This is a genomic window from Streptomyces albofaciens JCM 4342 (genome assembly GCF_008634025.1).
Taxonomy (GTDB): domain Bacteria; phylum Actinomycetota; class Actinomycetes; order Streptomycetales; family Streptomycetaceae; genus Streptomyces; species Streptomyces albofaciens.
Map to the genome: position 1 here is coordinate 845,938 of NZ_PDCM01000002.1, position 21,862 is coordinate 867,799.

The window sequence follows — 21,862 nt, forward strand, 5'->3', positions numbered from 1 at the left end:
GCGGGCTGACGCGCGCTCAGCCGCCGCCGTACCGCTGACATGTACGCGGTCTTGCGGGGCACCCGTGGCGAAGGGGTGAACTGCCCGGCGCCGCCGGGCCTCCGGAGCCGTTCGGGGGAACGAGTGAGCAGCGAACGAGGAACGACCGATCACGATCGCCGGACCGCGACGCCGTCGCCGGTTACCGTCGGAGGCTCGATGACACCCAGGACCCACCCGTGACCGGCGCGTGGTGGCCCCTTCCGCGCAGGGACCGGGCCCTGCCGGGGCCCGAACGGCATCCCGCCCTCCGGCGGCTTTCCCGCCGGCCGCTCTCCCCCCGGCGGCTGTCCCGTACGCAGCCGTCCCGTATCCAGCCTTCCCGCACGCAGCCTGCCCGTACGCAGCGCTCCCGTACACCGTCGCCCCAGCCGCGACCGCCGCACCGCCCGGCACCTCGTCCGCCCGCCTTCGGCCACCCGACCGCCGCGCCGGGCGACCGCGCGGCGCACGACCCCGCGCCGGGCCCGGCCGCACGCGTGGGACGGTCCCTCCTCGCGCAGTGGCGCCGCGTCGCCGGCCCGACCTGGGCCGCGTTGCGCCGTCGCCGGCTGGCCGCCGTACCGCTCACCACGGCCTCCGTACTCCTCGTGATCACCTGTCATGCCCTCGTCCTGACGGACACCGGCTCCCGGCTGGTCTGGGCGCTCGGCGGGGTGCGGGGCGACGTTCCGCTCTGGCTGGTGCTGCCGCGGCTGCCGCTGTCGCTCTTCGCGCCCGCGCCGGGGCTGCCGTGGTGGGGCGCCCTCGCCCAGGTGATCGTGATCTTCGGGGTGGCCGAGTGCGTCCTCGGTACGGTGCGCACGGCGGCCGTCTCCCTGGTCGTCACGGCGGCGGCGACGCTGTTCGCCCGTTTCCTGCTCACCCTCGGCCCCGGCCACCCGCTGGCGGTCCCCCCGGACGAGGCGATGCTGGCCGACACGGGGCCGTCCGCCGCCGTGGTGGGGCTGCTGATCTGTGTCGGCTGGGCCTGCCGGGCCCCTCTGCTGATCTACGGAACGGTGCTGACCTTCTCCCTGGAATGCGCGCTGACCTCCACCCTCTCCAGCCGCGCCCACCTGGGCGGCATCGCCGCCGCGCTCCTGTGCGCCGCGGTGACCTGCCGTGCTCACGCCCGCGCGGCCACCGCTCCCCCCGCGGCCGCCCCCTCCTCCGCGACCGCCCCGAGCGGACGCGACGCCTGACGGCCCGGCCCGTACACAGAGGGGTGCCCCGGAGGCTAGACTCGAACATGTGAGCGAACTGCCCCCTGACCTGCCGCGCCTCCGCACCTTGGAGACGTGGCTGCGCCTGCAGCTCACCGCGGTCCGGGCCCGTATCCAGTTCCTCGAACAGCAGGAGCGGAACCGTCCCGCGCCGGTGCGGCCGCCGCGGCCCGACTGGCTGCTGGAGACCGAGCGGCTCGGCGGCCGCAACGGGCGCCCCGTCCGCGTCCATACGGGCGGGTGCGGCCAGGCGCGCGGCCGGGCCATCAGCCGCGAGCAGGCGGTGGACGCCCTCGGGCAGGGTGTGGAGGCGTGTTACGGCTGCCGTCCGGACACGGAGCTGGGGATTCTGGGCTGAGAGCCCGTGCCATACCCCCGGCCCGGCGGCGACCGCCGTGCACGGTCGGCTTCGGCCGGCATGCCGTTACGGGCGCGGGCGGGCGCGCACGGTGGCGATCAGCGGCACGGCCGGCTGGAGGACCAGGCCCACGCGAGGCGGCACGTCCTTCGGCGTGACGTCCAGGCGGAAGCGCTGGGCCACGGCGGCGACGAGCAGAGTCGCTTCCATCTGGGCGAACCGGGCGCCGATACAGCCGCGGGAGCCGCCGCCGAACGGGAACCAGGCGTGTTCGGGGATGATGTCAGGGGCACCGTCGCCCCAGCGTTCGGGACGGAACGCCGTGGGGTCGCGGAACCAGCGCGGATCCCGGTGGGCCGTCCACTGGCTGCACCACACCACCGTACCGGCGGGGATGGCGCGGCCGCCCAGGACGACGCCCTGCCCGGCCTCGGCGGGGACGAGCCAGACCGGCGGATACATCCGCAGGCTCTCCTTGACGATCTGCCGGGTCCAGACGAGCTGTTCGCAGTCCTCGGCGGTGGCCGGCCGGCCGCCCAGGACGCGGTCGAGTTCGTCCTCCAGCCGGGCCCGCGCCCCCGGCGACCGGGACAGCAGGTACCAGATCCACGTCAGCGCGGTGGAGGTCGTCTCATGGCCGGCCGCCCAGAGCGTCACCGCCTCGTCCCGTACCTCCCTGGCGGACAGCGGGCGCCCTTCCTCGTCCCGCGCCGCGAGCAGCCGGGTCAGCAGGTCGCCGTCCCGGCCGGGCCCGCCGTCCGCGCCGGCGCCGTCCCCGGTGTCCGCCCCGGCCCGCCGCGCGCCGATCAGCCGCCGCATCTCGGCGTCGATGACGGCGACGGCGTCGAGATGCCGTCGGCGGTAGGGCAGGGGCACCCAGTCCGGGAGGACGAGCGGAAGGCCCCGGATCTCGGTGGCGATCGCGCGTTCGGCCGCCGCCATCGCGGCACCGAGGTCACGGGTCCGGTCCCCGAGGTCGCTGCCGAACAGCGTACGGAGCACGACGCGCTGGGTGACGAGCGTCATCTCCCGTTGCAGGTCGAAGCGGTCGCCGTCGCGCCAGCGGCCGACCGCCCCGAGGGCGCTGTCGACCATGACGGGGGCGAAGCGGCGGACCTGGCGGGGGCGGACGGCCGGCTGGACCATCCCGCGCTTGCGGCGCCACTCGGGCCCCGCGGTGAGCAGGACGCTGTCGCCGACGAGTTGCCGCACGGCCCAGCCGATCCGCAGGACGTCGAAGGCGCCGTCCCGGGAGCGGAGGAATTCGGCGATGTGCTGCGGGTGGGAGAGGAACAGGCTGCGCCGCGGGCCGAGGGACCAGGTCACGGCGTCGCCGAACTCGTCCCGCAGCCGGGTCAGGAACGTCAGCGGGTCCTTACCGAAGGCGGGCAGGTTTCCGAGCCACGGCAGGCCGCGCGGGCCGCGCACGGGACGGAGCGGGAGGGTCTGCGCGGGCACGGTTCCTCCAGACGTGGCGAGGCCGGGAGACTTGGCGGCTCCTCGACGGCGGCGCCGGGCGGGAACCTGTCCGCCGCCGGTCTCCGCGGCGAAGTGCGGAGCGCGCGGGCCGACGCCTGGATGTTTTCCCGGGCGCATGTCACCGACACCCCGGGGCCGCACCTCACTTCCACCGGGGGACGACATCCGGTCCCACTCGGCGCCCGCGCCCGCCAGGGACGCGGTTCCTCCGGAACGACGAACGGCTCCCGTGGCGCGAAACTCACCCGTTCGACGACATGCGCGGACAGTAATCGATTCACTACTCTTCGCATATGAGCCATGGGGGACGCCGCTCGGCCCACGATGGCCGTCCGAGGCGCCGGACCCGGCTGCGGGCCGGTGTCCTGATGCTGGTCGCCGTGCTGATGGCGCTGTGCGGTACGGCGCCCGCGGCGTGCGCACCGGCCCCGGGGCAGTCCGAGGTCACCGCCGCTTCGGCCGAACTCGCCGCCGACGACAGCGTTCCCCAGGCGGCCGGCCCCCGGGCGGCCCGGGCCGGACGTACGGACCGCTCCCCCACGGCGCAGGCCCTCACCCCGTCGCTGCCGCACCGCCCCGCGCCTGCCGACCTCCTAGCCCGCCGGGCCGATCCGATGCCGGGCGTACGCAACGACGCCAACGCCCGCGCGCACCACACCGTGCTGCGCTGCTGACCGCGCCACGTTCCCGCCACGCTCCGAAGCCACCGGTCCATACGGAACCCGTCGGCGCGGCGCGCCCTGACGGCGCGCACCGGAGAGGCGCGAACGCTCCCGCACACCGCAGCAGCGATCAGCAGGAGAGGTGCGTCATGCCCATCAATCCCCAACGCGCGCTGGAAGGCTACCTGCGCGCCCTCGCGTACGACTCGGACGACTTCGGACCGGCCCCCGGCCCCGGCCGCCCCGCGACCACCGCCGGCGCCGGTTCCGAGCCCGCGCCCGCGCCCGCGGCCGCGGCCGCCCGCGAGACGGCTTCCGTCCCCGAAACCGCCCGGCCCAAGGCTTCCGTCCCCGGAACCGCCCAGACCAAGGCTCCCGTCCCCGCCCCGGAGCAGGCACCGCCCGCCACGCACCCGGCCGGGCTGCTGCTCCGGCTGCTCTCCCTGCGCCGTGGCCCGGCGGCCGCCGAGCGGGCGCGCCGGGCCTGAGCCGTACGTGGGCATCCGGCCGCGATACGCCGGTGTCCGCCGTCGTACGGTCCCGCACCGGTGCCTCCCCGGGGGCGCCGGTGCACCCTTCCGGGTGGCGGCGGGCCGCCCCGCCCCGTGGGGCACCGGGAATCCCGGCCGTGCCGATGCCAGGCTGTCCCAGGTGCCGGGCGAGCGGTCGCGTGTCGGCCCGGCGCGCGCGTGCGTCGCGGTACGTGTCGGCGTCCCCGTGCCGGGTTCCGGCGCGGGCCGGGCGGAGGTTGCTGGTGGTCCAGGTCGAGCAGGTCATGCGTACGGAGGCCGCCGCGGCGCCCCGCAACACGGTGGGCCGGGCCGTGCGCCGCTGGCTGACCACGACCGATCACAAGGTGATCGGGAACCTCTATCTCGTCACCGCGTTCGGCTTCTTCCTGTTCGCGGGCGCGCTGGCGATGCTGATGCGTGCCGAACTGGCCCGCCCGGGGCTACAGATCGTCAGCGCCGAGCAGTACAACCAGCTGTTCACCATCCACGGCACGATCATGATGCTGCTGTTCGCGACGCCCATGTTCGCCGGGTTCTCGAACGCGGTCATGCCGTTGCAGATCGGCGCCCCCGACGTGGCCTTCCCCCGGCTGAACGCCCTGACGTACTGGCTGTTCCTGTTCGGCGGCCTGATCGTGGTGTCGGGGTTCCTCACGCCGCAGGGCGCCGCGTCGTTCGGCTGGTTCGCCTACGCGCCGCTGAACAGCGCGCTGCGCACGCCGGGCGCCGGCGGCGACCTGTGGACCATGGGACTCGTCGTGTCGGGCCTCAGCACCACCCTGGGCGCGGTCAACTTCATCGCCACCATCATGTGCCTGCGCGCCCCGGGCATGACCATGTTCCGGATGCCGATCTTCACCTGGAACGTGCTGTTCACCTCGATCCTGGCGCTGCTGGCGTTCCCGGTGCTGACCGCCGCGCTGCTCGCCCTGGAGGCGGACCGCACGTTCGGCGCGCACATCTACGACCCGGCGAACGGCGGGGCGGTCCTGTGGCAGCACCTGTTCTGGTTCTTCGGGCATCCGGAGGTCTATATCGTCGCCCTGCCGTTCTTCGGCGTGATCACGGAGATCCTCCCGGTGTTCAGCCGCAAGCCGGTGTTCGGGTACATCGGCATGGTGGGCGCGACCATCGCCATCACCATGCTCTCGGCGACCGTGTGGGCGCACCACATGTTCGCCACGGGCGCGGTGCTGCTGCCGTTCTTCTCCCTGATGTCCTTTCTGATCGCGGCGCCGACCGGGGTGAAGTTCTTCAACTGGATCGGCACCATGTGGCGCGGCAGCGTGTCGTTCGAGACGCCGATGCTGTGGGCCGGCGGATTCCTGGTCACGTTTCTGCTGGGCGGTCTGAGCGGGGTGCTGATCGCGTCGCCGCCGCTGGACTTCCACGTCACCGACTCGTATTTCATCGTCGCGCACCTGCACTACGTCCTCTTCGGCACGGTGGTCTTCGCGATGTTCGGCGGTTTCTACTTCTGGTGGCCGAAGCTCACGGGGCGCCTGCTGGACGAGCGGCTGGGGAGAATCCACTTCTGGTCGCTCTTCACCGGATTCCAGCTGACGTTCCTCGTGCAGCACTGGCTGGGCTCCAGCGGAATGCCCCGGCGTTACGCGGACTACCTGGCGGCCGACGGGTTCACCGTACTGAACTCGCTCTCCTCGGCCGGCGCGTTCCTGCTGGGGCTTTCCACGCTGCCTTTCCTCTACAACGTGTGGCGTACGGCGCGCCGCGCGCCCAAGGTGACGGTGGACGATCCGTGGGGCTACGGCAGGTCGCTGGAGTGGGCGACGTCCTGCCCGCCGCCCCGGCACAATTTCCACACGCTGCCCCGCGTACGGTCCGACTCCCCCGCCTTCGACCTGCACCACCCCGAAGCACTGCGGCTGCCCGCGCCGCAGCGCGGCAGTACCGAACCGACGCCCGATCCGCACAGAGAGCGGCACATGTGAAGACCGAGGCAATTCTCTTCGCCGGAGTGGCGGCCTTCTTCTTCGTGGCGGGCCTCGGCTACGCCTTCTGGTCGCGGGAACCGGCCGGTACGGCGGCGCTGGCCGTCTCTTTCCTGATGTCCTCGCTCGTGAGCGGATTCTGCACGCTCAACCACCACAAACGGGGAATGCGGCCGGAGGACCGCAAGGAGGCCGAGGTGCGCGAGCGGTACGGCGGCCTGGGGTTCTTTCCGCCGCGCAGCGCCTATCCCCCGCTGACCGGTCTGGCGGTGGCGCTGACCGCGCTGGGCGTGGTCTTCGGCCTGTGGCTGTTCGTCATCGGGGCCGGTCTGCTGATCGCGGGCGTCGTCGGCATGGTGCTGGAGTTCTCCGGCCACGCGTAGCCGGGTCAGTCGTCCGGGCCACGCTGCGGACCGGCCGTACGCTCGGCGACGCGGGCCCGCTGCTCGGGGGTGGCCGGCAGGTCGACACGGTCGCGGTAGTACCAGTTGCTCAGCGCCAGGCGGACCCGCTGCCGCCGGGCCAGGCGCGCCGGGCCGCCCTCGGGGGGCCGCAGCGGCTCGGGCACGTCGCGGACGAGCAGCCGGTAGCGGCGGTCGGCGCAGAGGCCGCGCCGCCCCTCGCCGAGCCCGCCGCTCGGGTCCTGTGCCACCTCGCCCGTCTCCTCCCCCTCCAGCAGCGCGTCGCGGTCCTCGCTCTGGAGGGCGAGGCAGATCCGCTTGGTGAGCAGGAACGCGAGCACCGGGCCCGCCACCAGGGCCACGCGGAAGAACCAGGTCAGGGCGTTCACCGAGACGCCGAAACCGAAGGCGGTCACATCGTTGCCGCCGGCGGCGAGGAGCACGGCGTAGAAGACGATGCCGGCGACGCCCAGTCCCGTCCGCGTGGGCCGGTTCCGCGGCCGGTCGCACAGGTGGTGTTCGGTGCCGTCCCGCGTGACCCACTTCTCGCAGAACGGATAGAGGTACAGGACGAGGAAGAACAGCGCGGGCAGGAGCACCGCCGGGATCAGGACGCTCCACAGGACGGTGTGGCCCCACACGTCGGTTTCCCACGGCGGCATGAGGCGCAGGGCGCCTTCCAGGAATCCGACGTACCAGTCGGGCTGGGCACCGGTGGCGACCTGGTCCGACCGGTACGGCCCGTATTCCCATACGGGGTTGATCTGGGCCAGTGCGCCGAGCAGCGTCAGCACACCGGCGGTCATGAAGAACAGGCCGGCGGATTTCGCGGTGAAGTGCGGGTACATCGGCCGCCCGACGACATTGCGGTTGGTGCTGCCGCGCCGGCTCCACTGGGTGTGCTTGAGGTACACCACGAGGATCAGGTGCACCGTGATGAGCGCGACCATGATTCCCGGAACGAGCAGGATGTGCAGCCCGTACAGGCGGTTGACCAGCTCCGTGCCGGGGAATTCACCGCCCCACAGGAAGAAGCTCAGATAGGTGCCGGCGACGGGGACGGACATGACGATGGTGTTCGCGGTGCGCAGGCCCGTCCCGGACAGTGAGTCGTCGGGCAGTGAATAGCCGGCGAATCCCTCCAGCATCGCCAGCAGGAAGAGCGTCACACCGATGACCCAGTTGACTTCCCGCGGCTTGCGGAACGCGCCGGTGAAGAAGATGCGGAGCAGATGGACGCAGAGGGCGGCGATGAAGACCAGGGCCGCCCAGTGGTGGATCTGCCGGATCAGCAGCCCGCCCCGGATGTCGAAGCTGATGTGCAGGGCCGAGGCGTAGGCGTGGGACATCGGCAGGCCGGACAGCGGGGTGTGCCGCCCGTGGTAGACCGTCTGCGCGGTCACCGGGTCGAAGAACAGGGTCAGGTACGTGCCGGTGAGCACGAGCACGAGGAAGGCGTAGAGCGCGAGTTCGCCGAGCAGGAACGACCAGTGGTCGGGGAAGGCTTTGCGCAGCAGCGCCCGGCCCCCTTCGGCCATCGGCAGCCGCCGGTCGAGCGCCTCGAAGCCGGTGCGCGCGAACTGCCCGGCGCGGACGCGCGCCCGTGCCGTACGCCTGCGGAACACCATCGGCGTCCCTCAGCCGTTGCCGAACGAGCCGCCTTTTCCCTCGTCCCACGGTGGCGGTTGGCCGGAGTTCCCCGGGCGGGTCCCGTATTCGCCCATGTCCCGGACCTCGGACGGCGTCCCGTCGTGGCTGTCCCGGGACACCCCGTCGGTCTCCCGCGCCGAGGTGCCCTTGCGGGCGGCCCTGCCGCGGGGCCGGGCGTGGGCGCGCGGCGGGCGGTCCTGGTTGCGCGCGCGGCGCCGGTAGCCGTACACGACGGCACCGATCAGCAGGAGCACGATGGCGATGCCCGCGATGAGGGGGCCGATGCCGATGGCCAGGTGGGAGGCGGCGGTCGGCGGTTCGACCGGCCGGGGCGCGGCCGTCGTGGGCGCAGCGAGGAACATGGGAGCTGACTACCCGATGTGTCCGGTTCGTCATCACCGGGGCCGCCAATCGGGTGGCCGGGCGTACGGCGGGGCGTGGGCGGGCCGCTCCGTCCGTCCATGCCCCAGCCGTACGGGGCGGCCATGCGGGTCTCTCCGCACGGGCCCGTCGAGGGCCTACTCCTCCCCGGCGTGCGCCCTGCGGACGGCGGCGAGGTCGATCTTCTTCATACGGAACATCGCCTCGGTGGCCCGCTTCGCCTTCGCCGGGTCGGAGTCGCCGACCAGGCTGAGGAGTTCGGCCGGGAACACCTGCCAGGACACGCCGAACTTGTCCTTCAGCCAGCCGCAGGGCCCTTCTTCACCGCCGTCGCTGAGCCGCTCCCAGTAGTAGTCCACTTCCTCCTGGTCGGCACAGCGGACCTGGAACGACACGGCCTCGTTGAACTTGAATTCAGGGCCGCCGTTGAGCCCCATGAACTTCTGGCCGTTGAGGACGAATTCGACGGCCATCACCTCACCGGGCGTCCCGGGGCCGGCCTCGTTGTAGCGCCCGATGTCACCGAGCCGGGAGTTCTTGAAGATGGAGAGGTAGTGGTGCGCCGCTTCCTCGGCCTGGCCGTCGAACCACAGGCAGGTCGTGAAACCGTCGATGGTCATGGTGTGCCTCCCGTCGTCTGGGCCCGTGTATACCCGTACGGCGGGGGCGGCGCCATAACCGGACCCGTGTTCGAACCGGTCTTCACGGTGATTTACGGACGTGCGCTCGCGCCGCGTACACCATCGTGCCTACGGTCCGCGTGGTCCGGCGGGGCCGGGTGGGCGCGGGCGGCGCCGTCAGTCGGTCGAGAGGGCTTCGAGGAGGTCCCCGGCCTTGGCGTCGGGCAGCGAGCGGGCCACGTCGGCCAGCGCGACCATGCCGACGAGGCGGTGGCCGTCGATCACCGGCAGGCGCCGGACCTTGTGCTGCGCCATGGTCGCGAGGATCTCCTCGGTGCCGTCGTCGGCCCCGATGGTGACCGCCTCGCCTTGCGCCAGCTCGCCGGCCTTGGTCTGCGCGGGGTCCTTGCCCTGGCCCAGCACCTTGACCACGATGTCACGGTCGGTCAGAACGCCCTTGAGCTTCTCGTCCGTACCGCAGATGGGCACCGCGCCGACACCGAGGTCGGTGAGCTTGCGGGCCGCGTCGAGGACGCTGTCCTCGGCGCCGATGCACTCGGCTCCGGGGGACATGATCTCGCGTGCAGTGGGCATGGGTTCCGCCTTTCTCCCTGCGTCGCATGGGGACGTATGTGAGATGTACGTACTGGTCGGCCGGCCGTGACCGGAGCCGCCGACGGGCGCCGGCGGGCGCCGCGGAGGTCCGGGCTCCGGCCGCCGGCTCACGGGTTCCCGGCTGTTGCGGGCCCTAACGTCCGATCCGCTGGATTGCTCCGGATGCCGCCGGGGAGCCCCCGGCCCCCGTCCGGGCGAGCGGCCGGTGGACCAGCCGGGACATGTGCGTCTGGGACGGGCCCGTCCCCGGCCGCGATGGCGCTCTGTGTCATGTCCTGGAAGAACCGCAGGTGGAGGATGCGGCGTTCGCGCCGGGGAGCCGGGCCGGGGCGGGTCCGGCCGCCCTCTCGGGATGTGGCCGCGGCGCACCGTTGCTCTACTGGGAGGGCCGGCCGCGCGGCTCCGCGCGGCCGCTGCCGAACCGGGAGGAGACGGCGTGGCCGAGGCGACGGAACGCAGCGGACCGGGGCGGCCCGAACGGGTGGACGCCCTGGTCGTCGGCTCCGGTTTCGGCGGCTCGGTGACGGCGTACCGGCTGGCGGAGGCGGGGCTGTCCGTCGTCGTCCTGGAGCGCGGCCGGGCGTACCCGCCGGGCAGCTTCCCCCGTACCCCGGCCGAGCTGGGGCGGGCCCTGTGGGACCCGAGCGAGGGGCTGTACGGGCTGTTCGACGTCTGGCGGTTCGGGGGCTGCGACTCCCTCGTCGCCAGCGGGCTGGGCGGCGGCTCGCTGATCTACGCCAATGTGCTGCTCCGCAAGGAGGCGCGCTGGTTCGTGCGGCGGGAGGAACTGCCCGGCGGCGGCCACGAGTCCTGGCCGCTGTCCCGCGCGGACCTCGATCCGCACTACGCCGCGGTGGAGGCGGTGCTGCGCCCGGTCCCGTACCCGGTCGAGGCCGAGCCCTACGCCCGCACGCCGAAGACCCGGGCGCTGCGGGAGGCGGCCGGACGGGCGGGGCTGCCGTGGTCCCCGGCCCCGCTCGCGGTCAGCTTCGCGCCCCGCGCCGGGGCGCCGCCCGGCCCCGGGCTGCCGCTCGCGGACGAGCCGTACGGCAACCTGCACGGTGTGCCGCGCGGCACCTGCCGGCTCACCGGGGAGTGCGACCTCGGCTGCAACAACGGCGCGAAGAACACCCTCGACCACACCTACCTGTCCGCCGCGCGCCGGCACGGTGCCGATCTGCGGACCGGGCACCAGGCCGTGACGGTGGAGCCGCTGGACGGGGGCGGCTACCGCGTCGGCTACGTCGTGCACGACACGGACGGTACGGACGGCACCGATGGCACGAACGGCACGGGACGCCCCACGCGCACCGCCGACCTGCCGCGGCACCACATCGACTGCGACCGCCTGGTGCTGGCGGCCGGCACCTACGGCACCGTCCACCTGCTGCTGACCAACCGCGCGCGGCTGCCCGGGCTGGGCCCCGCGCTGGGCACCCGGTTCTGCGGCAACGGCGACCTGCTGACGTTCCTGTACGGGCGCGAGGGCAGACCGGTACCGCCCCCCGACCAGGGGCCGGTGATCACCGGGGTGGTCGGGGTGCCGGACGGGGCGGGTGAGGCGGGTGACGGTACCGGGCGCGGGCACATCGTCCAGGACGGCGGCTATCCGGGCTTCCTGAACTGGCTCGCGGAGGGCGTGCGGCTCGCCGGGGGCGCCGGGCGGCTGGCCACGCTCGCCGCCGGCCTGGCCGTGCGGCGCGCGCTCGGCTCGGCGGACAGCAACCTCTCCGGCGAGATCGCCGCCCTGCTCGGTTCCGGCAAGGGCTTCCCCGGCGTGCTGCCGCTGCTGGGGGTGGGCCGCGACGTGCCCGACGGGGTGATGGGGCTGCGGGACGGGCGGCTGGACGTACGGTGGACCACCGCCACCAGCCGGGCGTACTACGAGGGCGTCCGCGCCACCATGCGGCAGCTGGCCGACGGGATGGGGGCGGGGTACCTGGACAACCCCATCTGGTGGTGGCGGCGGGTCGTCACCGTCCACCCGGTGGGCGGCGCGCCCATCGGCGACCGCCCGGAGGAGGCCGTCTGCGATCCGTACGGCGAGGTGTACGGGCATCCCCGTCTGTACGTGGCGGACGCGGCCGCGCTGCCCGGACCCGTCGGTGTCAATCCGTCGCTGACGATCGCGGCGCTGGCGGACCGGATGTGCACCCGCCTCCTGGAGAACCGGCCGCCCCGGCAGGCGCACCGGCCGGCTGCGGCGCCCGCCACGGCCCTGACGTTCGCCGAGGTCATGCGCGGCGCGCTGACCGACGGCCCGGCGCTGACCCTGCGTCTGACCATCACCGTCGACGACGTGGACGCCTTCGTCGACGAGCCGGACCACCGGGCCGCGGCGCGCGGGACGGTGGACTGCGAGCCGCTGGGCGGCCAACTGCCCGTACGGAACGGCTGGTTCAACCTCTTCCTGCCGAGCGGTCTGCCGGGGCGCCGCCGGATGCTCTACCACCTCCATCTGGACGGGCCGCGGGGCCGTCCGCTGACCCTCACCGGCCACAAGGAGGTGGGCGACGACCCTGGCCCCGACCTGTGGGCGGACACCACCACGCTGGCGGTCGAAATCCGCCAGGGGCGGCACGAACCGGGCGAAGAACCCGGGACGGCGCCACTATGCACCGGCGTCGTGCGCGTGGGACGCCTGGACTTCGTCCGGCAGCTCACCACCATGCGCGCCACGGGAGCCGCTCCGCTCGCCGGGCTGGTCCGGTTCGGGCGGTTCTTCGCCGGGGAGCTGTGGGACGCGTACGGTCCGGGGCGGTAGGCCGCACCGGGGGGCGCACCTCAGTCCTCAGTTCTCAGGAATGTAAACGCTAGCTTAGCCCTAAGCTAATCTACCTCACCGCTAAGGCAGCAGTTAGCCTGAGCGGATGACCGACCACGTAGACCGCGTCCTGGCGCAGTGGGCCGAACAGGCCCCCGGTCTGGACGCGTCCCCCATGGCCGTCGTCGGCCGCGTCAAGCGGCTCGCGCACATCATCGAGACGGAGTTGCGCGCCGCCTACAAGAGCCACGACCTCGACGCCGCGGCCTTCGACGTCCTCGCCACCCTCCGCCGCAGCCCCCCGCCGCACCGTCTGACCCCCGCCGCGCTGATGCACGCCTCGATGGTCACCTCGGGCGCCATCTCCCAGCGCCTGGACCGCCTGGAGGAACGCGGCCTGATCACCCGCACCCGCCGGACCCACGACGCGCGCAGTTTCGACGTCACCCTGACCGCAGCGGGCCTCGAACTCGTCGACAAGGCCCTCCTCGACGACATCGCCACCCGGAACCGCCTGCTCGCCGGCGTCACCCGCGCCCAGCGCGACCGGATGGCGAAGGATCTGCGGACCCTGCTGGAATCGTTGGGGGACATCGACCGGATGCGGTGAGATGGGGCTCATGACGGCACCGGCATCCTTCACCTTCGTGCGCCACATCGACGGGCTCCGCCACCACTTCGAACGCCACGGCGAGCGCAACGGCCGCCCTGCCTACCGCCGGGCGGACGGGAACGTGTGGTGCGTCTGGTCACCGGCCGACGGCTGGCACTGCGAGGTCGCCGGCGGCCTCGTCACCGCCCGTCCCCTCGACAGCCGCGCCGATGCCCCCGAGCCCCCGGCCACCGTCTGGCGCAGCTTCAAGAACGACCGTTCCTACCTGTACGACCTCCGCCCTAGTCGTGCGGCGGCAGCTGTCCGATCTTGTGATCGGCGACGTTGAGCGCCTCGGCCACCAGGCGCTTGAGGTGGCCGTGCTGGAGGCGGTAGACGACTCTGCGGCCGTCCTTGCGGGTGGCCACCAGGCCGGCCAGGCGGAGTTTGGCCAGGTGCTGGCTGACCGAGGGGCGGGCGGCGCCGGTCGCGGTGGTCAGGGTGGCCACGTCCGCCTCGCCCTCGGTGAGGTGGTGGAGCAGGGCCAGGCGGGTGCGGTCGGCGAGCAGGGCCAGGACCGCGGCGGCGGTGGCCAGCCGTTCGCTGTCGTCCCGTTGTTGCGCGGGATGTGCAGGTGCGGTGTGCACGCGTGCGCTCATGCGCACATGGTAGGCGTTACGGACCGTCAGTCGGCGGCGGTCCGCGTGGGCCAGCGGCGGTGGAGGTCGTCGATGACGTAGGCGTGGGCGTGCCGCCAGCCGTCACCCGTATGGCGCGCTCCGGCCAGGTGCGGATGGCCGTGGGCCAGGGCGGTGTGGACGTGGGTGAGACGGTCGGGGTCCGGGGCGGGCCACAGGCGCCGGGCGGCCAGTGCCGCCGCCAGGGCCACCGTGCCGAGGGCGAGGGCGGCGGCCGGCAGGCCGGCTCCGGCGCCCAGCCAGCCGGCGAGCGGGTACGTCAGCAGCCAGCAGCCGTGCGAGAGGGAGAACTGCGCGGCGAAGGCGGCGTTCAGGTCGCCGGGGGCGGCCGAGCGGCGCACCAGGCGGCCGGTCGGGGTCATGATCAGTGACTCGGTGGCGCCGAAGGCGGCCCAGGCGGCCAGCAGCGCCGGCCAGGCCCAGCCGCCGGGCGCGGCCCGGGTGGCGGCGGCCAGCGCGAGGAGCAGGCCCGCGGAGGTGAAGGCGGCGGGCAGCATCAGCGCGCGGTCGCCGGTGCGGGCGAGGAGGCGGGGCAGCAGGAGGGCGGTGAGGATGGAGCCGGCGCCGTAGGCGCCCAGGGCCAGCGGTACGTCGGAGATGGCGCGGCCCAGATGGTCGCGTACGTAGACGATCGTGTTGACCATCACCGTCGCGCCGCCCGCGGCCACCGCGAGGGTCAGCGCCAGGAGGGCGCGCAGGCGCGGGGTGGCGAGGAAGAGCCGCGTCCCCCGGGTGGTGCGGTGCAGGAGGCCGGGGCCGTGGCGGGCGGGTGCGGGGGCGCGGGTGGCGGCGGGCAGGGCGGCGGACAGGACCAGGACGGCGGAGCCGAGGAAGCCGGCCGCGGTGCCGGTGAACAGCCGGTTGTAGGTGATCCAGGTGAGCAGCGCGGCGGCCAGCGCCGGGGAGAACAGCATCTCCAGGTCGTACGCGAGGCGGGAGAGCGACAGGGCGCGGGTGTAGTCCCCTTCGCCAGGCAGCACTTGGGGGATCAGGGACTGGAAGGTGGGGGTGAAGGTGGCCGAGGCGGCTTGCAGCGCGAAGATCAGGGCGTAGACCTGCCAGACCTCGGTGACGAACGGCAGGCCGCACGCCACCGTCGCGCGGACCAGGTCGGCGCCCACCAGCACCGGCCGCGGCGGCAGCCGGTGCGCGAGCGCGCTGATGACGGGGGCGAGACCCACGTACGCCACCATCTTGATCGCCAGCGCCGTCCCCAGCACCGACCCGGCGTTCGGACCCGCGATGTCGTGGGCGAGCAGGCTGAGGGCCACCGTCGCCAGGCCGGTGCCGACCAGCGCGATCACCTGCGCGGTGAACAGCCGGCGGTAGGTGCGTTGACGGAGTACGGACAGCATGTGCCCTCCGGAGCGCGCGAGACGGCCGAGGCGCCGGAACGTCTGGGGGTGCGGCGGTGTGCGGTCGCTCCCACGGTAGCCAATGCGTGCGCATGAATGCACCTGTTGACGGAAAGCGGTTCGGCGGCCGTCCGGACGCCGCCCTCACCCCGCGTGCGCGTCCAGGAACGCGGTCAGGTGCGGGAAGACGTCCCGGGCACTGTCCTTGCCCATGAAGACGTCCTGGTGGCCGTAGCCGGGGAAGATCCGCAGCCGGGAGACCCCGGGCGCGCGGGCCGTCAGTTCGCGGTGGCAGACGGGGTTGGAGTCGGCCATGACGTGGTTGCGGTCGCCGGTGGTCAGCAGGAGGGGGGTGGTCAGGCCGGCCGCCGCCTCCAGGTAGTCGTCGGGCAGGTCGCGGTACGCCGGGTCGCCGGGCCGGTATTTGACGACCCGGCCGGCCCGCACCATCGCCCGGATGTGCCGGTAGTAGTGCACGCCGGTCGCGCCGAACAGGTCCGCGATCCGCTCGTGGGTCACCGGCGGCAGGTGCGCGTGCTCGTACAGCGCGGGCCGCCCGGAGCCCCACATGGCGCTCACCATGTGGCAGGGGCCGGCGCGGCATTCGGGGTGGAAGAGCGACACCAGGCGGGCGATCATGCGGCCGCGGGTGTACGGGGCGTCGTGCGGCCAGGCGGGGTTGAGGTAGGGCAGGCCGAGCACGTACTCGGTCAGACCGGGGACCGCGTACAGCTTGCAGCGCGACCACCGGGGCACCCGCAGGACGAGCGCGGAACTGTTGACGACCGCGCTGGTGACGCCGCCGACGAGGCCCGCGGCCAGGCTCATGGCGAAGGTGACGCCGCCCAGGCAGTGCGCGATCACGTGCAGCCGGGCCGCCGGGCCGATGTGCGCGCGGATCTCGGCGAACGCGGCGGGGAAGTCGTGCAGGGCGACGTCGTCGAGCGTGAAGCGGTGGGACGCCATGTCGTACGGGAAGCGGTTGCTCATCCGGCTGTCGAGGGCCCAGACGTCGGGGTAGCCGTGGTCGAGCAGGTAGCTGGTGAGGTCCTCGTGCTCGGGCATGACGAACATGTCGCTGGACGTGGTCAGGCCGTGGACGAGCAGCACCGCGTCGCGCGGCGCGGACGCCGGGGCCGCGGCGGCCGGTGCGCGGCGGTAGCGGGTCAGGGTGAGGCCCAGTCCGTCACCGGCCGCGAACGGGTGCACGGTGACCTCGGCGTCCCGGACGCCTTCGCCGGTGAACAGGGGAATGCGGCGCTGCATACGGCACCCGCCTCCTCCTCCCCCGCCGTCGGCCCCGTCATTCCTGAGCCGCCACGCCGCGAGAGATTGCCCGAAAAGTCGGTATATACCAAAATATTCCATTGGGGCACCATCCGCCGTCCATCCGTCCGCCCACCCGACCGAAACCGGCCCGCCCGATGTCCGACAGTTCCCCCACCCCCGACGGCAGCCGCGCGCTCGTCGGCCGCGCGGAGGTCGTGCGGCTCCTCGGCGCGGAGGCGGAGCGGGCCGCCAAGGGCGACTTCCGGCTCGTGGAACTGACCGGCGACCCGGGCGCGGGCAAGACCCGGCTGCTCGGCGAGGCCGCCGGGGCCGCGCTCCGGCACGGACTGACCGTGCTGCGCGGCCGGGGCACCGAGTACGAGAACGACGTACCGCTGTCGCTGGCCGTGGACGCCCTGGACGACCAGGTGGACCGCCGGGCCGAGCAGGTGCGGGCGGCCCTGGACGCGGAGAGCGCGCGGCTGCTCGCCGAGGTCTTCCCGTCCCTGTCGGACGGCGGCCCCGGGCCGGGCCCGGCGGCGGCCGGGACCACCGGCCTCAACCGCTACCGCCTGCACCGCGCCGTACGCCTCCTGCTGGAAGCCCTCGCCGACCCCGGCGGCCTCGCCGTCCTCCTGGACGACGTGCACTGGGCCGACGAGGGGTCGGTGGAACTGCTGTCCCACCTCGCCCGGCACGCGCCCCGGGGCCCGATCCTGCTCGCCGTCACCTACCGCACCCGGCAGGCGGGCCCCCGGCTCACCGCGGCGCTCGCCGACGCCGCGCCGGGCCTGCGCACCCGCATCCAGGTCGCGCCGCTCACCCTTCAGGAGGCCGGGGAATTCCTCGGCCCGTCCGTCGGCGTCCGGCGGCGCCGCGCGCTGTACGAGGCCAGCGGCGGCAACCCGCTCTACCTGGAGGCGCTGGCCCGCTCCGCGCCGGCCGGCGCCGCACCCGCCGGGAGCGCCGCCCCGGCCGAGGCCGACGACGGCCTGCTGCCGGCCGCCGTACGCGAGGCCCTGGCCGCCGAACTGGCCGCGCTGCCCGACGGCGCGCGGCTGGCCGCCCAGGCCGCCGCCACGCTCGGCGACGAGTTCGAACCGGGCATGGTGGCGGTGGCCGCCCCGGCGACCGAGGCGGAAGCCCTCGCGGCCCTGGACGAGCTGGTGGTACGGGACGTGGTGCGCTGCGCGCCCACGCCGGGGCGGTTCCGCTTCCGCCACCCCGTCGTACGGCACCTCGCGTACGCCTCCTCGGGCGCCGGCTGGCGGGTCGCCGCGCACGCGCGGGTGGCCGCCGCCCTGGACGAGCGCGACGCGCCCACCGTCACCCGCGCCCGCCACATCGCCCGCTCGGCGCGCTTCGGCGACCTGCTGGCCGTCGGCGTGCTCGTCGAGGCGGCCCGCGCGACCGCGTACCACTCCCCCGTGACCGCCGCCCAGTGGCTGCGGACCGCCCTGGACCTGCTTCCGGAGAATCCCGCCGGTACGGCGGCCGGGTCCGCGCCCGACCGGCTCGCCCTGCTCGTCGAACTGGCCCGTCTCCAGGGCGTCGGCGGACGGCTCGTCCAGGGCCGGGACACCGCGCTGGAGGTGCTGCGGCTGCTGCCGCCGGACGCCTGGGCGCAGCGCGCCCGCGCCGCCCGGTTCTGCGCCATCCTGGAGCGGCTGCTGAACCGGCAGGCGGAGGGCCGGGCGCTGCTGCGCGCCGAGCTGGGCCGGGTGCCGCCGGAGCACCAGGCGGACGCGGTCCCGCTCCACCTCCAGCTGATCGGCGACAGTCTCATCCGCGCCGACTACCCGGCCGCCGCCGAGCAGCTGGACCGGCTGGCCGCCGTACTGGCCCGGTCCGGGGGCACCGCCGAGGGCGCCGGCGCCGCGCCCGACGACTGGGTGCCGCTGGTGACGCTGCGGCTCGGCCACGCGTACGGCTCGGGCGACCTGGACGCGGCGCGTGACCTCGCGGGCCGCGCCGAACGGCTGACGCAGGAGGCCACCGACGCCGAACTGGCCCCGTGGCTGGAGTCGCTGTCCTTCCTGTGCTGGATCGACGCGATGATGGGCCGACTGCCGCAGGCCGCCGCCATGGTCGAGCGGAGCCTGGCCATCGCCGACGCCACCGGGCAGAGCTATCTGGCGCCCTGGATGCTGACCGCGCAGGCGTTCACGTACGGGCGGACCGGGCGGCTCATGGAGGCCGTGGACCGGGCCGAGGACGCGGTGGACGCCGCGCGGCTGCTCGGCTCCGACGAGTGCGTGGCCCTGGCCCTGGCCGTCAAGTCGCTCATGGTCCGCTGGACCGGCGACCACGCGGCGGCGCTGGCGCTGGCCGACGAGGCGATCCGGCACGCCGACGGCCGCCGGGAGTGGTGGGCGCGGCTGGGCGTCCTCGGGCGCGGCCTGGCCCTGGTGGGGCTGGACGAGGTGGACGCGGGCGGGAGCGAGGTACTGGCCGCGTGCGACGAGTTCGTGTCCCCCCTGCTGGAGCGGAGCTGCCTGCTGGTGGGCTGCGAGGCGATGGCCGACGCGGAGGCCGAGCGCGGCCGGCCCGGGGCGGCGGCGCGCTGGGCGGACCGGGCCGAAGCGGTGCCGGGCGGCGGCGCGGCGTCGGGGCACGGGGCGCTGGCGCGGGCGCACGCGGAGCAGGAGGAGGGCCCGGCCGCGGCGGCGCGGGACGCGGGCCGGGCGGCGGAGCTGTTCGAGGCGGCGGGCGAGCGGCTGTTCGCCGCGCGGGCGTGGTTGCGGGCGGGCACCGCGCACGGCCGCTGCGGGGAGAAGGCCGCGGCCCGTACGGAGCTGGCGCGGGCGGCGGAGGTGTTCGGCGCGTGCGGGGCGCTGGGGCTGCACGCCCGGACCGTGCGCGAGCAGCGGCGCCTGGGCGTGCGGACCGGGCGTACGGCGGCGCGCGCGGACGGGCGGCTGTCGCGGCGGGAGGCGGAGGTGGCCGAGCTGGTCCGGCAGGGTTTCAGCAACCAGCGGATCGCGGAGCGGCTGTTCCTGAGCCCGCGGACGGTCGAGACGCATGTGGCGCACGTCTTCGCGAAGCTCGGGGTGTCGTCGCGGGCGGCGGTGGCGGGGAAGCTGGCGGGGGCGGGGAGCCCTGAGGAAGCGGGACCCTGAGGGGTGCGGGGCCGCCCGGCACTCAGTGGCGCGGGCCTCGGTATCCGTACCGGTTCAGTAGTCGGGCACGTGTTTTCCCCGATGTGGCGCGGGGCCGCCGGGGCGCACGGTGAAGAAGTCATCTTCCCACCGAGCGGAAAAGAGCCCCCGAAATGCCCGAGCTCATCGAACCCCCCGCCGAAGCGGCCACCGTCACCGAAACGGCACCGACCGGACCGGCCGCACCGACCGAGCCGGTCGCCCTGGCCGAACCGGCACCCCCGGCCACCCCGGCCGCACCGGCCGAGGCCCCGCCGATCCGGCAGGTCCCACAGACCCCGCCGGTCCCGCAGGCCCCCGCCGCCCCCGCTCCCCCGCCCCTGACCCCCTTCCTCGACCCGCTGCGCGTCCCGCCGGTCCTGCGGCCCGAGACCGACCCGGAAACCGGGCGCGCCGAGCTGACCGTACGGACGCGTCCCGTCCGCATCCCGTTGCACTCGCAACTCCCCCCGTCCCTGATGTGGGCCTACGAGGGCCAGGTCCCCGGGCCGACCATCGAGGTACGGCGCGGCACCCGGCTGCGGGTGTCCTGGGCCAACGGGCTGAGCGGCCCGTATCCGCTGATCAAGGTGGAGACGCGGGTGCCGGCGAACACCATGCGCCCCGGCTTCGACCACGGGGCGGACACCTTCGACCGCAAAGTGGCCGCGCTGCCGCCCTGGACGGTGGTGCACCTGCACGGCGCGCGCACCGGCGGCGTCAACGACGGCTGGACCGACAACGCGGTGCCGCCCGGCGAGACCCAGCTCTCCGAGTACCTCAACGACCAGGCGGCCTGCACCCTCTGGTACCACGACCACGCCATGAACATCACCGCGCTGAACGTGATGACGGGGCTGGCCGGCATGTACTGGATACGCGACGACGAGGAGGAGGCGCTCGGCCTGCCGGACGGCGTCCACGAGGTCCCGCTCGTGCTGTGCGACCGCAACGTGGACACCGACTGGGACGGCCGGCCGACCGGCCTGCTCATGCACAAGGTCCTGCGGGACGACCAGGACGTGCCCCGGCCCTTCTTCGGGCCGTACAACGTCGTCAACGGCGTCGTCCAGCCGCACCTGGAGGTGGCCGCGCGCTGGTACCGCTTCCGGATGGTCAACGGCTCCAACGCGCGCTTCTTCACCCTGCGCCTGTGCCACGAGGACGGGACGCCGGTGGACCGGGAACTGGTCGGCCGGGCGTTCCACCAGATCGGTACGGACAGCGGGCTGCTGCCCGCGCCGGAGCCGCTGCCGGAGCAGGGCCTGACCCTGGCGCCCGGCGAACGCGCCGATGTGCTGGCCGACTTCTCCGTCCTGCGCGGCCTGCGCGTGCACTGGGCCGATGCCGCCACCAATCCGCCCGGACCGGCGCCCTCCCCCGAGGTGCTCCAGTTCCGGGTCGCGGACGAGGCGGTGGACGACCCGTTCACGCTGCCCGCGCGCCTGAGCCCGTCGTACGTACGGCTCAGCCACGCCACGGCCCCGGACCACGAGCACCGGTGGATCGTGCTGACCCCGCCGGCCGCGACCGGCATGCCGATGATGTGGGAGATGGAGACCGTCGAGGACGCCTCGGCGGTGGAGATCCCCAGTGACGGCATCGTGCAGGTGCGGATGCCGGGGCGGCCGCTGCTGACGCTGCGCCGGGTCGCGGAGACGTTCAACGACACCACGACGATCATGGCGCGCGAGGGCGGCTGGGAGCAGTGGAACGTCCTGAACCTGGGCGGTCCCGTGCACCCCTTCCACATCCATCTGATCCGCTTCCAGGAGACCCGGCGGCAGAACTACGACGCCCGCGGTTTCCAGCGGCTCGTCAACGGCGACGGCACGGTCCGCGGATACGGCACCGTCACGCCCGTCACCTTCACCGGTGAGCTGCCCGTCACCGGCGCCGACCGCGGCTGGAAGGACACCGTACGGGTCGGCGACACCACGCCGGCGCCCGCCGGGTCCGGCCAACTGGTCTCCGTGCTGGGGCAGTTCGACGGCGGCTCGGGCCGCTACATGTACCACTGCCACATCCTCGAACACGAGGACGAGGCGATGATGCGGCCGTTCACCGTGATGCCCGGACCGGTGATGGACATGCACCCCGGCATGGCCGGCGGCGGCCACGGCTCCGGGCACGGCTCCGGCCATGGAGGTCACGCGTCATGACGCCCTTCGAC

General features: G+C 74.1%; 19 protein-coding genes. 11 read left to right on the forward strand and 8 right to left on the reverse strand.

The window, feature by feature from the left end; translation table 11 throughout:
• Nucleotides 1-518 precede the first annotated feature (518 nt).
• Together CP973_RS24160 and CP973_RS24165 are read left to right on the forward strand one after the other, a co-directional pair.
• A complete protein-coding gene (locus CP973_RS24160) occupies nt 519-1,223 on the forward strand; it encodes a hypothetical protein (protein ID WP_150245031.1) in 705 nt (234 codons plus the stop codon).
• Nucleotides 1,224-1,272: 49 nt separating this feature from the next.
• Nucleotides 1,273-1,602, forward strand: a complete 330-nt coding sequence (locus tag CP973_RS24165) for a DUF6233 domain-containing protein (RefSeq protein WP_150245034.1) — start codon at nt 1,273-1,275, stop codon at nt 1,600-1,602.
• A 66-nt stretch (nt 1,603-1,668) separates the two neighbouring features.
• On the opposite strand, the gene CP973_RS24170 is transcribed toward CP973_RS24165, so the two are convergent.
• Entirely contained in the window at nt 1,669-3,060 is a 1,392-nt protein-coding gene (locus tag CP973_RS24170; protein WP_244409973.1) for a cytochrome P450, read from the reverse strand.
• A gap of 314 nt (nt 3,061-3,374) precedes the next feature.
• Between CP973_RS24170 and CP973_RS24175 the strand changes: the two genes are divergently transcribed.
• From CP973_RS24175 to ctaF, 4 genes are all read left to right on the forward strand, one after another.
• A complete protein-coding gene (locus CP973_RS24175) occupies nt 3,375-3,755 on the forward strand; it encodes a hypothetical protein (RefSeq protein WP_150245040.1) in 381 nt (126 codons plus the stop codon).
• A 137-nt stretch (nt 3,756-3,892) separates the two neighbouring features.
• A complete protein-coding gene (locus CP973_RS24180; RefSeq protein ID WP_150245042.1) occupies nt 3,893-4,231 on the forward strand; it encodes a hypothetical protein in 339 nt (112 codons plus the stop codon).
• Nucleotides 4,232-4,518: 287 nt separating this feature from the next.
• A complete protein-coding gene (gene ctaD / locus CP973_RS24185) occupies nt 4,519-6,207 on the forward strand; it encodes an aa3-type cytochrome oxidase subunit I (protein ID WP_150250166.1) in 1,689 nt (562 codons plus the stop codon).
• Nucleotides 6,204-6,590: an aa3-type cytochrome oxidase subunit IV gene (ctaF, locus tag CP973_RS24190; RefSeq protein ID WP_150245046.1), complete on the forward strand. Its 387-nt coding sequence runs from the start codon at nt 6,204-6,206 to the stop codon at nt 6,588-6,590. The genes ctaD and ctaF overlap by 4 nt, the downstream gene beginning before the upstream one ends.
• A 5-nt stretch (nt 6,591-6,595) precedes the next feature.
• Here the strand turns inward: ctaF and qcrB are convergent, their stop codons facing one another.
• The 4 genes from qcrB to CP973_RS24210 all read right to left on the reverse strand — a co-directional run bounded on the left by qcrB (nt 6,596) and on the right by CP973_RS24210 (nt 9,853).
• On the reverse strand, nt 6,596-8,236 hold the full coding sequence (gene qcrB, locus CP973_RS24195) for a cytochrome bc1 complex cytochrome b subunit (protein ID WP_150245049.1): 1,641 nt from the start codon (nt 8,234-8,236) through the stop codon (nt 6,596-6,598).
• 9 nt (nt 8,237-8,245) lie between these two features.
• Nucleotides 8,246-8,620 carry a DUF6479 family protein gene (locus tag CP973_RS24200; protein ID WP_150245052.1) on the reverse strand — a complete coding sequence of 125 codons (375 nt, stop codon included), beginning with the start codon at nt 8,618-8,620 and terminating at the stop codon, nt 8,246-8,248.
• Between the two features lie 156 nt (nt 8,621-8,776).
• Nucleotides 8,777-9,259 (reverse strand): VOC family protein, encoded by a 483-nt coding sequence (locus tag CP973_RS24205; RefSeq protein WP_150245055.1) that lies wholly within the window; start codon nt 9,257-9,259, stop codon nt 8,777-8,779.
• A 177-nt stretch (nt 9,260-9,436) separates the two neighbouring features.
• On the reverse strand, nt 9,437-9,853 hold the full coding sequence (locus CP973_RS24210; protein ID WP_150245058.1) for a CBS domain-containing protein: 417 nt from the start codon (nt 9,851-9,853) through the stop codon (nt 9,437-9,439).
• Nucleotides 9,854-10,310: 457 nt separating this feature from the next.
• Here CP973_RS24210 and CP973_RS24215 point away from each other — a divergent pair, with 457 nt between their 5' ends.
• The 3 genes from CP973_RS24215 (at nt 10,311) to CP973_RS24225 (ending at nt 13,579) form a co-directional block, all read left to right on the forward strand.
• Complete coding sequence (locus CP973_RS24215) at nt 10,311-12,638, forward strand: GMC oxidoreductase (RefSeq protein WP_208853290.1); 2,328 nt, start codon at nt 10,311-10,313, stop codon at nt 12,636-12,638.
• 106 nt (nt 12,639-12,744) lie between these two features.
• Nucleotides 12,745-13,248 carry a MarR family winged helix-turn-helix transcriptional regulator gene (locus CP973_RS24220; protein WP_150245063.1) on the forward strand — a complete coding sequence of 168 codons (504 nt, stop codon included), beginning with the start codon at nt 12,745-12,747 and terminating at the stop codon, nt 13,246-13,248.
• 10 nt (nt 13,249-13,258) lie between these two features.
• Complete coding sequence (locus CP973_RS24225) at nt 13,259-13,579, forward strand: hypothetical protein (protein ID WP_150245066.1); 321 nt, start codon at nt 13,259-13,261, stop codon at nt 13,577-13,579.
• Here CP973_RS24225 and CP973_RS24230 read toward each other — a convergent pair.
• The 3 genes from CP973_RS24230 to CP973_RS24240 all read right to left on the reverse strand — a co-directional run bounded on the left by CP973_RS24230 (nt 13,533) and on the right by CP973_RS24240 (nt 16,549).
• On the reverse strand, nt 13,533-13,889 hold the full coding sequence (locus CP973_RS24230) for an ArsR/SmtB family transcription factor (RefSeq protein WP_150245067.1): 357 nt from the start codon (nt 13,887-13,889) through the stop codon (nt 13,533-13,535). The two genes, CP973_RS24225 and CP973_RS24230, sit on opposite strands and share 47 nt — an antisense overlap.
• A 26-nt stretch (nt 13,890-13,915) precedes the next feature.
• Nucleotides 13,916-15,283, reverse strand: coding sequence for an MFS transporter (locus CP973_RS24235; RefSeq protein ID WP_150245070.1), 1,368 nt, complete (start codon nt 15,281-15,283; stop codon nt 13,916-13,918).
• 144 nt (nt 15,284-15,427) lie between these two features.
• Nucleotides 15,428-16,549 (reverse strand): alpha/beta fold hydrolase, encoded by a 1,122-nt coding sequence (locus CP973_RS24240; RefSeq protein WP_150245073.1) that lies wholly within the window; start codon nt 16,547-16,549, stop codon nt 15,428-15,430.
• Nucleotides 16,550-16,707: 158 nt separating this feature from the next.
• Here CP973_RS24240 and CP973_RS24245 point away from each other — a divergent pair, with 158 nt between their 5' ends.
• On the forward strand, nt 16,708-19,671 hold the full coding sequence (locus tag CP973_RS24245; RefSeq protein ID WP_150245076.1) for a helix-turn-helix transcriptional regulator: 2,964 nt from the start codon (nt 16,708-16,710) through the stop codon (nt 19,669-19,671).
• A gap of 152 nt (nt 19,672-19,823) precedes the next feature.
• A complete protein-coding gene (locus tag CP973_RS24250; protein WP_150245079.1) occupies nt 19,824-21,851 on the forward strand; it encodes a multicopper oxidase family protein in 2,028 nt (675 codons plus the stop codon).
• Nucleotides 21,852-21,862: the final 11 nt, after the last annotated feature.